Source organism: Bradyrhizobium sp. USDA 10063, from assembly GCF_054063735.1.
Genome location: NZ_JBSSGP010000002.1, coordinates 4,443,440 through 4,456,314, shown reverse-complemented (window position 1 = coordinate 4,456,314; position 12,875 = coordinate 4,443,440). Strand labels below are relative to the sequence as shown.

The 12,875-nt window shown below is 63.7% G+C and carries 8 protein-coding genes and 1 pseudogene; 7 read left to right on the top strand and 2 right to left on the bottom strand.

What is annotated here, in order from left to right; all coding sequences use genetic code 11:
- Window positions 1-89: 89 nt before the first annotated feature.
- The 7 genes and pseudogenes from tolB (at window position 90) to ftsH (ending at window position 10,070) form a co-directional block, all read left to right on the top strand.
- Window positions 90-1,379: a Tol-Pal system beta propeller repeat protein TolB gene (gene tolB, locus ACVJGD_RS23105; RefSeq protein WP_456640341.1), complete on the top strand. Its 1,290-nt coding sequence runs from the start codon at window positions 90-92 to the stop codon at window positions 1,377-1,379.
- A gap of 185 nt (window positions 1,380-1,564) precedes the next feature.
- Window positions 1,565-3,886 (top strand): putative bifunctional diguanylate cyclase/phosphodiesterase, encoded by a 2,322-nt coding sequence (locus ACVJGD_RS23100; RefSeq protein WP_456636472.1) that lies wholly within the window; start codon window positions 1,565-1,567, stop codon window positions 3,884-3,886.
- A 172-nt stretch (window positions 3,887-4,058) separates the two neighbouring features.
- Window positions 4,059-4,795 (top strand): annotated as a pseudogene (locus tag ACVJGD_RS23095) (N-acyl amino acid synthase FeeM domain-containing protein).
- 355 nt (window positions 4,796-5,150) lie between these two features.
- Window positions 5,151-5,642: a peptidoglycan-associated lipoprotein Pal gene (gene pal / locus ACVJGD_RS23090; protein WP_456636471.1), complete on the top strand. Its 492-nt coding sequence runs from the start codon at window positions 5,151-5,153 to the stop codon at window positions 5,640-5,642.
- Between the two features lie 135 nt (window positions 5,643-5,777).
- Window positions 5,778-6,818, top strand: coding sequence for a tol-pal system protein YbgF (ybgF, locus tag ACVJGD_RS23085; RefSeq protein ID WP_456636470.1), 1,041 nt, complete (start codon window positions 5,778-5,780; stop codon window positions 6,816-6,818).
- Window positions 6,819-6,864: 46 nt separating this feature from the next.
- Window positions 6,865-7,887, top strand: a complete 1,023-nt coding sequence (gene tilS / locus ACVJGD_RS23080) for a tRNA lysidine(34) synthetase TilS (RefSeq protein WP_456636469.1) — start codon at window positions 6,865-6,867, stop codon at window positions 7,885-7,887.
- A gap of 260 nt (window positions 7,888-8,147) precedes the next feature.
- Complete coding sequence (gene ftsH, locus ACVJGD_RS23075; RefSeq protein WP_456636468.1) at window positions 8,148-10,070, top strand: ATP-dependent zinc metalloprotease FtsH; 1,923 nt, start codon at window positions 8,148-8,150, stop codon at window positions 10,068-10,070.
- A gap of 225 nt (window positions 10,071-10,295) precedes the next feature.
- On the opposite strand, the gene ACVJGD_RS23070 is transcribed toward ftsH, so the two are convergent.
- Both ACVJGD_RS23070 and metE read right to left on the bottom strand, forming a co-directional pair.
- The gene (locus tag ACVJGD_RS23070; RefSeq protein WP_456636467.1) at window positions 10,296-10,493 is read right to left on the bottom strand and encodes a hypothetical protein; all 198 of its coding nucleotides are present in this window, start codon (window positions 10,491-10,493) and stop codon (window positions 10,296-10,298) included.
- A 50-nt stretch (window positions 10,494-10,543) separates the two neighbouring features.
- Entirely contained in the window at window positions 10,544-12,868 is a 2,325-nt protein-coding gene (metE, locus tag ACVJGD_RS23065) for a 5-methyltetrahydropteroyltriglutamate--homocysteine S-methyltransferase (protein WP_456636466.1), read from the bottom strand.
- Between the last annotated feature and the right edge of the window lie 7 nt (window positions 12,869-12,875).

The following is a 12,875-nucleotide window of genomic DNA, read 5'->3' as shown; positions in this document are numbered from 1 at the left end:
CCATGAAGCAAAGTTCGCCAACGATGACCAATCAGAACAAATCGTTTGAGACGTTTTTCCGCCCGAGCCGCCGCCAGATCATTTCGGGCATGGCCGCACTCGGTACCCTTGCCGCCGCACCGCGCGGCGCATTTGCGCAGGGGCCGAAGCGCGTGCAGATTCCCGATGGCGAGTTCGCGCCGCTGCCGATCGCGATCCCGAATTTCACGCCCGGCACTCCTGGAGATACCGAAGTCGGCGCCGGCGTCACCCAGGTCATCACCAACAATCTCAAACGCTCGGGCCTGTTCGCGCCGATCGACCAGGCCGCCTATCTGGAGAAGAACATCAATATCGACGCCGCGCCGAATTTCCAGAACTGGAAATCGGTCAACGCGCAGGCGCTGGTCACGGGACGCATGACCCGGCAGAACAACGGGCGCGTGAAGGCGGAATTCCGCCTCTGGGACGTCAATACCGGCCAGCAGCTCGCCGGCCAGCAATACGATACCTCGGCCGAATATTGGCGGCGCATCGCGCATATCATCTCTGACCAGATCTATGAGCGGCTGACCGGCGAGAAGGGTTATTTCGACACCCGCATCGTCTTCGTCGACGAGACCGGATCGAAGGAGCGCCGCGTCAAGCGGCTCGCGCTGATGGATCAGGACGGCGCCAATGTGCGCTACCTGACCCGCGGCTCGGACCTGGTGCTCACCCCGCGCTTTTCGCCGTCGACCCAGGAGATCACCTATATGGAGTTCGGCCAGGGCGACCCGCGGGTCTATCTGCTCAACATCGAGACCGGCCAGCGCGAGATCGTCGGCAACTTCCCGGGCATGTCGTTCTCGCCGCGGTTCTCGCCGGACGGCCAGCGCATCATCATGAGCCTGCAGCAGGGCGGCAACTCCAACCTGTTCGTGATGGACCTGCGTTCGAAATCGATGACGCGGCTCACCGACACGCCGGCGATCGACACTTCGCCGTCCTATGCGCCTGACGGAGCGCGCCTCTGCTTCGAGTCTGATCGCGGCGGCAAACCGCAGATCTATGTGATGGCGGCGACCGGCGGGCCGGCGCAGCGCATCTCGTTCGGCGATGGCAGCTACTCGACGCCGGTGTGGTCGCCGCGCGGCGACTACATTGCGTTCACCAAGCAGGGCGGCGGCCAGTTCGCGATCGGCATCATGAAGACCGACGGCTCCGGCGAGCGGATCCTGACGTCGGGCTACCACAACGAGGGGCCGACCTTTGCGCCGAACGGGCGGGTCGTGATGTTCTTCCGCGATCTCGGCCAGGGACCATCGCTCTTTACCATCGACGTTTCCGGCCGCAACGAACTGCGCGTGCCGACCCCGGGCTTCGCGTCCGATCCGGCGTGGTCGCCATTATTATCGTAAACTGTTAGGGGGTTCGCGGGTAACCATTCCCGTTAACCGGCAAATTTTTCCTAGTTAATTGAAATTAAAAGAGAATTCCTGCTGCATAAAACTCGAAACAAGGTCTTGGTAACGATATTCCCTCAGAAAGGCTTCATCAGCGCTGGGTAAAACTGCGACCCGACCAGAGGACGCGCGCCCAGATCATGCAGTTTGCCAATCAGACGGGAGAGCCCGACCGGCAGATGTCGCCAACGATTTCGGCTGCGCTGGTCGATTCCCTGTTCATGAATCCCGCGCCGATGATCTTCGGCGCCTTTGGCCCGGCCATCGCCGGCTCGGTGATTGCCGCCGTCACCGGCGATCTCTTGATGTGGCTGTGCGTGCCGCTGTTCGTCGTGGTGGGGCTTGGGCGCGCCCATCAGATGTACCGGTACCAGCAGCGCAATTCGCGGCTCACCGTCGCGGAGTCCGTGAGCTGGGAAAAGCGCTACCGGTTCGGCGCCGTCGCCTATGGGGTCGCGCTCGGCATCTGGGGGGTAACCGTTCTCCTGCGAACCAGCGATGCGGCCGCCCACATGCTCTGCGTGACCACGGTGGTGGCCTATACGTCGGCCGGGGTTGGGCGGACATTCGGCCGCCCGCGGATCTTCCACCTGCACCTGCTGTTGTCCATCGGACCCCTGATCTTCGCGTTGTTCTATGTCGGCGGCGCCTACTACATCGCGCTCGCCCTCCTGAGCTTCGTCTTCTTCGTTTCCATCCGCCACCTGACATCCAGCCTGCAGCGGATCTACGTCAACGCCTGGATTGCGAAGGAGCGCGAGGCGGCGCTGGCCGGCCAGTTCGATACGGCGCTGAACAACATGCCGCACGGCCTGTGCCTGTTCCTCGAAGATGGCCGACTGGCGGTGATGAACCATCGCTTCAGCGAGATGATGGGCCTGCCGGAAGATCTCGTCCAGCGTGGTCTCCGTGCACCCGACATCATCGCCGCGTGCGTCAGCGCGGGCTCGATCACCGAAGCGAGCGGCAAGATGATCCTCGCCGAGATCGAGCACACCCAGACGCGGGATATGATCACGAACGATCCCGACCCGACGCGCAACCGCGCGCTGTCGTGGACCTTCCAGCCGATGGCCGACGGCGCGGTCGTATTGCTGGAAGACGTCACCGAGCGGCGCAATGCGGAAGAACGCATCACGCATCTGGCGCGGTACGACGAACTCACGCAACTGCCCAACCGACTCAATTTTCGCGACGAGATCGGTCGTCTGCTGGCGAAGCCGCAAGGCGCGCAACTGTCGGCCTTGCTGTTCATCGACCTCGACCAGTTCAAGCAGGTCAACGACACGCTCGGCCATCCCTGCGGCGACCAGCTTCTCTGCGCGGTGTCCGGCCGGCTCCGGGAAATGCTGCGGCCGGAGGATTTCGTCGCCCGCTTCGGCGGCGACGAGTTCGTGGTGTTCCAGCAGAACATCAAGTCGCATGAGGATGCGGCCAGCCTGGCGCGGCGCATCGTCGATCGCCTGAGCGAGCGCTACAAGATCGCCAATCACCTCGTCGAGATCGGTGCCAGCGTCGGCATTGCGATGACCTCGCCGGGCATCAGCGCCGATACGCTGCTGAAGAACGCCGACATGGCGCTCTATCGCGCCAAGGCGGACGGCCGCGGCACCTTCTGCTTCTTCCGCGACGAGATGGCGCAAATCGTCGAGGCGCGCCGCATCCTCGAGCTCGACCTGCGCAAGGCGCTGGCGAACGAGGAGTTCGAGCTCTATTACCAGCCACTGGTCAATCTCAAGACCGGCAAGATCACGACCTGCGAGGCGCTCTTGCGCTGGAATCATCCGGTGCGCGGCACGGTGTCTCCGATCGAGATCATTCCGGTGGCGGAGGACATGGGGTTGATCGTCGATCTTGGCCGCTGGATCCTGCGCAAGGCCTGCATGGAATGCATGACGTGGCCTGAATCCGTCAGCGTCGCGGTCAATCTGTCGCCGCAGCAGTTCCACCAGCGCGACGTGCTGAGCGAGGTCCGCTATGCGCTGGAGGTCTCGGGCCTGCCGGCGCGGCGCCTCGAGATCGAGATCACCGAGTCCTCACTGCTGCGCAACACCCAAGTGACGCACGACGTGCTGTCGCAACTGCATTCGCTGGGCGTGCGAATCTCGCTCGACGATTTCGGCACCGGCTATTCGAGTCTGAGCTATCTGCACAACTTCCCGTTGCAGAAGGTCAAGATCGACCGCTCGTTCCTCGAAGGCATCGACACCGACCGTCCGCTGACGCTGTTACGCGGCGTGGCGCGGCTTTCGGCTGACCTCGGCATGTCCGTCGTGGTCGAAGGCATCGAGACCAACGAGCAGCTTGATCTCGTCAGCGCTGACGGCGCGGTGACCGAGGCGCAAGGCTATCTGTTCAGCCGCCCGGTGCCTGCGGTGCGTATACGGCAACTCCTCAACGCCTCTCATGGTCGCCGTCCGGAAGACTTGCTGATGCTGGCATCCTCGCGGTCGATCGCCTGACGCGATCTCTCTACCCGTAGTTTCACGGCTCCGCGGCGCCATCGACGCATGGCTCGCAAGCGAGCCGCGCAGCTATTAACCCTGTTGCCGCGATCTCTTTGCAATAAATTAAGAAGCTGTTAATCTTTTTGACACGCGCAGAAGTTGCTCGAAGGTGCAAGGATTGAACATAATGCCTGCGGTGGAGGCCATCAGGCCGACAAGCGGACGGCTTTCAGACCCGCTGGATCAAGTCGATTATCGCCTAGCTCAGACCCCAGCCGAAAAGGAAGAGATCTACCGGCTCCGCTATCGCGCTTATCTGCGCGAACGCGCGATCGAACCGTCGGCCGACGAGCGCGTGGTGGATCAGTACGATGACGCTCCGAACGTTTGGACGTTCGGCGTGTACTTTCACGGCGAACTGTACAGCTCAATTCGCATCAACGTCGTCACGCCGGAATGCCGGATCTCGCCCTCCGTGGACGTGTTTGGTGACGTGCTTCATCCCAAGCTTGATCAAGGGCTGGTCTTCATCGACTCGACGCGCTTTGTTGCCGATCCGGACAAGGCGCGGACAGTTCCGGAACTACCCTACGTGACGGTTCGGCTCGGATCGACCGCTGGCGTTCACTTCAATGCCGACTATGGATTGGCCATGGTGCGTCCCGAGCACATGGCGTTCTACCGTCGGGTGTTCCTGCATGAGGCTTGGTCGGAGCCACGTCTCCATCCGGGCCTGTTGAAGCCCGTCGGATTGATGGCCGCGCACCTGCCCACGGTGCGGGAGCGGGTGCTGGCCCGTTACCCCTTCCTGCGTTCAAGCGCGTTCGAGCGGCGGATATGCTGTTTGAGCGCGGTGCGCGAAAGACCTTGACGGACGGTATCGTTCCACCCTTTTCGAGGGCCTCGATCGTCCCCAACGGTTGATTGATCTCCCAAAAGCCACAAGAGCTTCGGTTCTGATTGAACTGAGAACCGAAATTCCAGATTCCGGTATCCACTTCGCTCGAAAACGCTCCGGGCCGGACCACGAGCCAGTTCCGCTTGGATCGGCTTTCGGCAGCGATATTGCACCCGGGAAATCGGTGCTTCCGGTTCCTTCCGCGCTTGCCTTCACCCTCGCGCCACATTTACAACCCATTAACCATAGGGGGCGCTTTTCGCCGTTTGTCCGCATTTGATCGGGTCCGGCAAGGTCTCATCAAGGTTGACGGAACGTTCGTTTAACCATCGCCCTGTAGACCGGATAAGAGTTCGAAAACGTGAGCGTGGAGGCTCCGGAATGAAATATCAGATGCGAATCCTCCAGGGATTGAAGCTCGCCGCGGTGCTCGCGGTGGCGCTGTCGATGGGTGCTTGCGCCAACAAGAATATCGGCGCCGACGGCGCGATGGCGAGCGCAGCGAGCCCGGGCAGCCAGCAGGATTTCGTTGTGAACGTCGGCGACCGCGTCTTCTTCGAGAGTGACCAGACCGACCTGACCCCGCAGGCGATCGCGACGCTGGACAAGCAGGCGCAGTGGCTGCAGACCTATAATCGTTACAGCTTCACCATCGAAGGCCATGCTGACGAGCGCGGCACCCGCGAGTACAACATCGCGCTCGGTGCGCGTCGTGCCCAGGCGGTTCGCGCCTATCTCGCCTCGCGCGGCATCGATCCGAGCCGGATGCGCACCATCTCTTACGGCAAGGAACGTCCGGTGGCGGTTTGTAACGACATCTCCTGCTGGTCGCAGAACCGCCGTGCCGTCACGGTGCTGAACGCGAGCTCGTAAGCTGTCGAAAATTCCCGATTTGCCCCGGCGCCGTGAGGCGCCGGTTTTGTTTGCGCGGCCATTTACTTCAGTCACAATTCCGGCGTACTCCGTACCTCAATGTGGTTCCGCGTCGATTTTCGTCGTCAGGGCAAGATGTCGTCCAGATTTCTTAGAGTTACGAGCGCCGCGGCGATTGCCGCGGGGCTGGCCGTTTCCGCACCGGCCTTCGCGCAATCCGATGATGCCGACCTCGAAATGCGGGTCCAGCACCTGGAGAACCAGCTTCGACAGCTCACGGGTCAGAATGAGGAACTGCAATATCGTAACCGCCAGTTGGAGGAGCGGCTGCGTCAGCTTGGCGCCGCGCCCGGCCCCGGCGGCCAGCCTCAGGCCGCCCAGCCACCGGCTGCGCAGTCTGCACCGTCCTACCCGCCGCAAGGCGGCCAGCCGGCCTATGGACAGCCTCAGCAGGGGTATGGGCAACCGCAGCCGGGCTACCGGCAATCGCAGGGGGGCTACGACCAGACCCAGATCGCAGCTCCCGCTCCAATCGTGCAGGAGCCGGCCGCGCCAGCGGCGGGAGGGCGCCGCCGCGGCGACGCTTTCGATCCCACCCAGAACCCGAACGCCCCGGGCGCGCCGCGCGCGCTAGGCGGTGGCCAGATGCCGATGTCGCCCGATGCCGCGGTCGGCGCGCCCGGCGGACGTAATGCGGGCGAACCGCTCGACCTCGGCAACACCAGCCCGCGCAATGCCGGCGCACCGGCAGCGGGCGGCACCACCGCCGCTCTGACCACCTTGCCGCCGTCGGCGACGTCGAAGGACGAGTTCGACCTCGGCATCGGCTACATGCAGCGCAGGGACTATGCGCTCGCCGAGGAAACCATGCGCAACTTCTCCCAGAAATATCCGAGTGATCCGCTGATCCCGGATGCGCAATATTGGCTCGGCGAGAGCTATTTCCAGCGTCAGCAGTATCGTGACGCCGCCGAAGCCTTCCTTGGCGTGACCACGAAATTCGACAAGTCGGCCAAGGCGCCGGACGCGCTGCTGCGGCTTGGCCAGTCACTGGCGGCGCTGAAGGAGAAGGAAGCCGCCTGCGCCGCGCTCGGCGAAGTGACGCGGAAATATCCGCGGGCTTCCACGGGCGTCAAAGCTGCCGTCGACCGTGAGCAGAAGCGGATCAAGTGCTAAAGCGGTGCTGATGGAGCCGTACGGCTCCGCGAGCGATGGCACCGCCATGTCCGACGACCGCAGCGCGATTTCTGCGACCGAAGCCAAGCGTCTGTTAGACGACTGGAAGCGCGCGCCGGCGATCGTTCTGGCCGTGTCCGGGGGGCCGGACTCGGTGGCGTTGATGTGGCTCGCCGCCCGCTGGCGCCGGGCACTCAAGCAGGGGCCGCGGCTGATCGCAGTCACCGTCGACCATGGCCTGCGCCCGGAGGCCGCGCGCGAGGCGCGTGAGGTCAAGCGCCTTGCAGGCACGCTCGATCTGCCTCATCGCACATTGCGCTGGACCGGGATCAAGCCGAACACCGGCCTGCCGGAGGCGGCGCGCGAGGCGCGCTATCGCCTGCTGGCCCAAGCGGCCCGCGCGAGCGGGGCGACGCATATCCTCACGGCGCACACCCGCGACGACCAGGCCGAAACGCTTCTGATGCGGCTGTTGCGCGGCAGCGGCATCGCCGGCCTCGCCGCGATGGCGCGCGAGAGCGAGCGCGAAGGCGTGAGACTGGCGCGGCCGATGCTCGCTATTCCCAAGGCGCGGCTGGTCGCAACCCTGGAGAAAGCCAGGATCGGTTATGCTGTTGATCCGACCAATCGTGATGCCGCATTCACGCGTCCGCGGCTGCGCGCACTGATGCCGGCGCTGGCTGCAGAGGGTGGCGATGCCCGGAACCTCGCGCGGCTGGCGGCGCGGCTCGCCCGGGCCAATGCCGCGGTGGAGGTGCTGGCAGACGGTGCCGAGCGCTACCTCGCGCTGCGCGACGGCAGTGGGGCACGCCCCGGATTCGATGCCGAGGCCTTTGTGGCCCTTCCAGAGGAGATCCGGCTGCGCCTGCTCAAGCGCGCGATCGACCGCGTCGGCCATGAGGGGCCGGCCGAACTGGGAAAGATCGAGGCCCTGCTCGCCGCACTCGATCAGGCGGTGATGCAGGGGACGGGCAAGCTGAAGCAAACACTCGCCGGTGCGGTCATTGGGCTCGCCAATGGGCGAATTCGGGTCGAGCCGGCGCCGCCCCGCCGGAGCCGGGCCCGCTGATATTCGGGTGAACGGGAAAATTCCCATCATTTCCGCTTAACCACCCGCAAAGACCCGGACTTTTTGCGCCATTATTTGACCGGGAATCGGGCTAGGATGCGCTAAATAGTCCTGTGCAGTTCCCTTGGCATATACTCCAGTGGCACCTAAATTGTATGCAGCCGCTGAGGGGGGATTCCCAGGGATGTCCTGAAGTGCCTGCCTGAGGCCGCCCGAGGATAGTTTGAGGCCGCGATCCGCGCGACCACGAAGGAAGATCAATGAACGCCAATCTGCGGAATTTCGCCCTCTGGGTCATTATCGTCTTGCTGCTGTTGGCGTTGTTTACGCTCTTCCAGAATCCCGGTCAGCGCGCGTCCTCGCAGGATATCTCGTTCTCGCAGCTCTTGAGCGAAGTCGACCAGGGCCATGTCCGCGACGTCGTGATCCAGGGGCCGGAGATCCATGGCACCTTCACCAACGGCTCGAGCTTCCAGACCTACGCGCCGAACGATCCGACGCTGGTGAAGCGCCTCTATGACGGCAAGGTCCAGATCACCGCGAAGCCGCCGGGCGATAACGTGCCGTGGTTCGTCTCGCTGCTGGTCTCCTGGCTGCCCTTCATCGCGCTGATCGGCGTGTGGATCTTCCTGTCGCGGCAGATGCAGGGCGGCGCCGGCAAGGCGATGGGCTTTGGCAAGTCGCGCGCCAAGATGCTGACCGAGGCGCACGGCCGGGTGACGTTCGAGGACGTCGCCGGCGTCGACGAGGCCAAGCAGGACCTGCAGGAGATCGTCGAATTCCTGCGTGACCCCGGCAAATTCCAGCGCCTGGGCGGCCGCATTCCGCGCGGCGTGTTGCTGGTCGGCCCTCCCGGTACCGGTAAGACGCTGATCGCGCGCGCGGTCGCGGGCGAAGCCAACGTGCCGTTCTTCACCATTTCCGGTTCTGACTTCGTCGAGATGTTCGTCGGCGTCGGTGCATCGCGCGTGCGCGACATGTTCGAGCAGGCGAAGAAGAATGCGCCTTGCATCATCTTCATCGACGAAATCGATGCGGTCGGCCGTCACCGTGGCGCCGGCCTTGGCGGCGGCAATGACGAGCGCGAGCAGACCCTCAACCAGTTGCTGGTCGAGATGGACGGCTTCGAGGCCAATGAGGGCGTGATCCTGATCGCTGCGACCAACCGGCCCGACGTGCTCGATCCCGCGTTGCTGCGGCCCGGCCGCTTCGACCGTCAGGTCGTGGTGCCGAATCCTGATGTCGTCGGCCGCGAGCAGATCCTCAAGGTTCACGTCCGCAAGGTGCCGCTGGCGCCCGATATCAACCTGAAGACCATTGCGCGCGGCACCCCAGGCTTTTCGGGCGCCGACCTGATGAACCTCGTCAACGAGGCCGCGCTGACCGCCGCCCGCCGCAACAAGCGGATGGTGACGCAGGCCGAGTTCGAAGAGGCCAAGGACAAGGTGATGATGGGTGCCGAGCGCAAGTCGCTTGTCATGACCGAGGAAGAGAAGCTCCTGACCGCCTACCATGAAGGCGGCCACGCGATCGTCGGCCTCAACGTCGTCGCCACCGACCCGATCCACAAGGCGACCATCATCCCGCGCGGTCGTGCGCTCGGCATGGTGATGCAGTTGCCGGAGCGCGACAAGCTGTCGATGTCGCTGGAGCAGATGACCTCGCGTCTCGCCATCATGATGGGCGGCCGCGTCGCGGAAGAACTGGTGTTCGGCCGCGAGAAGGTCACCTCGGGCGCGGCGTCCGACATCGAGCAGGCGACACGTCTGGCGCGCATGATGGTTACGCGTTGGGGCCTGTCGGAAGAGCTTGGCACTGTCTCCTATGGCGAGAACCAGGACGAGGTATTCCTGGGCATGTCGGTGTCGCGCACCCAGAACGCCTCGGAGGCAACGGTCCAGAAGATCGACTCCGAGATCAAGCGCCTGGTCGAGGAAGGCTATCACGAAGCGACCCGCATCCTCACCGAGAAGCGCGCCGATCTCGAAGCGCTGGCCAAGGGACTGCTCGAGTTCGAGACGCTGACCGGCGACGAGATCATCGATCTCTTGAAGGGCAAGAAGCCGAACCGTGAGTCCGTGCTCGAGCCAACCACGCCGCGTGCTTCCGCCGTGCCGCCTGCCGGCAAGTCGCGCCCGCGCCCAGATCCGGACCCCGGCCTGGAGCCGCAGCCTCAGGCGTAAGCGCAATCAGAGAGCAAGACGTGCAGAAGCCCGGCCTAGCGCCGGGCTTCTACTTTACTTTGTGATTGCTCCACAACAGGCATCGGTGGTTATGGGTCCTGGCCTTCGCCAGGACGACACCGTCATTGCGAGGAGCGCAAGCGACGAAGCAATCCATTCTCCGCAAGCAGCGAAATGGATTGTTTCGCTAGCGCTCGCAATGACGTGGCAGCCGACTGCAGATCGTCATGCCGTCGCGGGCGCGCCGAGATGCACGGCCAGTATGTGCTCCGGCGTCTCGACGACCTCGATCTTCTCGCCATCACCGCCGACGAAAGAAAGCACGGTGCGCTCGCCGTCGCGCCACATGCTGCCGACGAGCGCGATATTGATGTGAACGGGCTGCCCCGTCTCGAACCTCGTGCATTGAATCCAGAAGCGCATGGCGTTCTCCTCCTCAAATCGCCACAGGATACGAGACGGGGCCTCACCGTCTAGGCAAGCGATCGCAATTCGCGCGCGGCGGCGACCATGTTGGCAAGTGCCGGGCGCACCTCCTCCCACTTGCGGGTCTTCAAGCCGCAGTCGGGATTGATCCAGAGTTGGGCATCGGAGAGCCGTTGCCTTGCGAGCTTGAGAAGGTCGGTGATCTCGCCGACATCAGGCACGCGCGGCGAATGGATATCGTAAACGCCGGGGCCGATTTCGTTCGGGTAGCGATAGTTCCGGAAGGCGTCGAGCAATTCCATTTTCGAGCGCGAGGTCTCGATCGAGATGACGTCCGCGTCCATCGCTGCGATGGCGTCGATGATGTCGTTGAATTCGGAGTAGCACATATGGGTGTGGATCTGGGTCTCGTCCTGCACGCCGGAGGAGCAGATGCGAAAACTGTCGACCGCCCAGTCTAGATAGCTATTCCATTCCGACCTGCGCAGCGGCAGGCCTTCGCGCAGCGCGGCCTCATCGATCTGGATCATGCCGGCGCCGGCCGCCTCGAGATCAAGCACCTCATCGCGGATCGCGAGCGCGATCTGCCGGCACACTTCGCTGCGCGGCAGGTCGTCGCGAACAAACGACCAGTTCAGGATGGTCACGGGGCCCGTCAGCATCGCCTTCACCGGCTTCGCTGTCAGCGACTGCGCGAATTGCCACCATTCGACGGTCATGGGGTGCGGGCGCGAGACGTCGCCGTAGAGGATCGGCGGCCGGACGCAGCGCGAGCCATAGGACTGCACCCAACCGAGCTCGGTGAAGGCGAAGCCGGAAAGCTGCTCGCCAAAATACTGCACCATGTCGTTGCGCTCGAACTCGCCATGGACCAGGACGTCAAGCCCGATGTCCTCCTGCCAGCGCACTGCGCGCGCCGTCTGATCCTGCAGATAGGTCTTGTACGCGGTATCACTGAGCGCGCCCTTGGCATGTGCGGCGCGTGTGTTCCTGACGTCGGTCGTCTGCGGAAAGGAGCCGATGGTCGTGGTCGGGAAGCGCGGCAGGTTGAACCGCTCGTGCTGCACCTCGGCGCGCTCGGCAAATGGGCTGGCGCGATGGCGCATGCCGTCATCGACGGCGGCGAGACGCTGCGCGACAGCCGCATTGTGAATCCGGGGCGAGATCTTGCGCGCGGCAGCGGCGGCGTCGGATGCGCGTATCGCTTCTGACGCATGCGCCCGGCCGCTTCCAAGCGCCGCTCCCAGCGCGGCAAGCTCTTCGAGCTTCTGCACCGAGAATGAAAGCCAGGTCTTCACTTCGGGATCGAGCTTGCTTTCCAGCGCGAGATCGATCGGCACATGAAGCAGCGAGCAGGACGGCGCGAGCTGGATGCGCTCCTTGCCGAGTTTCGCGACGACAGGTTCGAGCCGCTCGAAGATTCGAGTCAGATCCGCACGCCATATGTTACGGCCGTCGATCACGCCGAGCGACAGCACGCGCTCTTTCGGAATGTCCATGAGATCGCCGAGCTGCTCCGGCGCACGCACGAGATCGAGATGCAGGCCGGCGACCGGAAGATCAAACGCGACCGCACGATTGCCGTCGAGCCCACCAAAATAGGTTGCCAGCATGATCCTGATGCTCGGCACCGCTTTGGCGATTTCGGAATAGGCGCGACGTAGGGCCTGCTGAGCGGCGGCGTCCAGATCAAGCACGAGACAGGGCTCGTCGATCTGCACCCATTCCGCACCGCGGGCGGCGAGTTCGCGCAATATTTCGATGTAGACCGGCAAGAGCCTGTCGAGCAGCGACAGCGTGTCGAAATGCGGATCCTTGGACTTGGCCAGTTTCAGGAACGTGACCGGGCCGACCAGCACGGGACGCGTCTGATAACCCAGCGCCTTCGCCTCCTCATACTCTTCGATCGGCTTGCGCGAGGCGAGCGCAAAATACTGGTTCTTGCGAAGCTCCGGCACCATGTAGTGATAGTTGGTGTCGAACCATTTCGTCATCTCGAGTGCGGCCACGCCGTGTGCGTGATGGGCATGTCCGCAGTCGCCAGCGTCGCCCTCTACGCCGCGCGCCATCGCGAAATAGGTCGCAAGCGGCACAGCACCGCCGGTCCAGCCGTAACTTTTTGGGATCGCGCCGACCATTGCGCAGGTGTCGAGCACCTGATCGTAGAACGAAAAATCGTTCGACGGGATCACGGTGATGCCGAGCTTCTTCTGCCGCGCCCAGTTGGCTGCGCGCAGCCCGACGCCGGTTTCGATCAGCGTCTTTTCGTCTATCGCGCCGGACCAGAAGCGTTCCAGCGCGAATTTCAGTTCACGGCGCGGACCGATCCGCGGCGTGCCGAGGGACGCAACAGCAAGTGAAGTGGGAGACATTGGCTTA

Excerpts from the sequence above, each read along its gene's own strand:
- ACVJGD_RS23100 (WP_456636472.1), top strand. The coding sequence starts at position 1,565 with ATGCAGTTTGCCAATCAGACGGGAGAGCCCGACCGGCAGATGTCGCCA.
- ftsH (WP_456636468.1), top strand. The coding sequence starts at position 8,148 with ATGAACGCCAATCTGCGGAATTTCGCCCTCTGGGTCATTATCGTCTTG.
- ybgF (WP_456636470.1), top strand. The coding sequence starts at position 5,778 with ATGTCGTCCAGATTTCTTAGAGTTACGAGCGCCGCGGCGATTGCCGCG.
- pal (WP_456636471.1), top strand. The coding sequence starts at position 5,151 with ATGAAATATCAGATGCGAATCCTCCAGGGATTGAAGCTCGCCGCGGTG.
- metE (WP_456636466.1), bottom strand. The coding sequence starts at position 12,868 with ATGTCTCCCACTTCACTTGCTGTTGCGTCCCTCGGCACGCCGCGGATC.
- tolB (WP_456640341.1), top strand. The coding sequence starts at position 90 with ATGGCCGCACTCGGTACCCTTGCCGCCGCACCGCGCGGCGCATTTGCG.
- tilS (WP_456636469.1), top strand. The coding sequence starts at position 6,865 with ATGTCCGACGACCGCAGCGCGATTTCTGCGACCGAAGCCAAGCGTCTG.
- ACVJGD_RS23070 (WP_456636467.1), bottom strand. The coding sequence starts at position 10,493 with ATGCGCTTCTGGATTCAATGCACGAGGTTCGAGACGGGGCAGCCCGTT.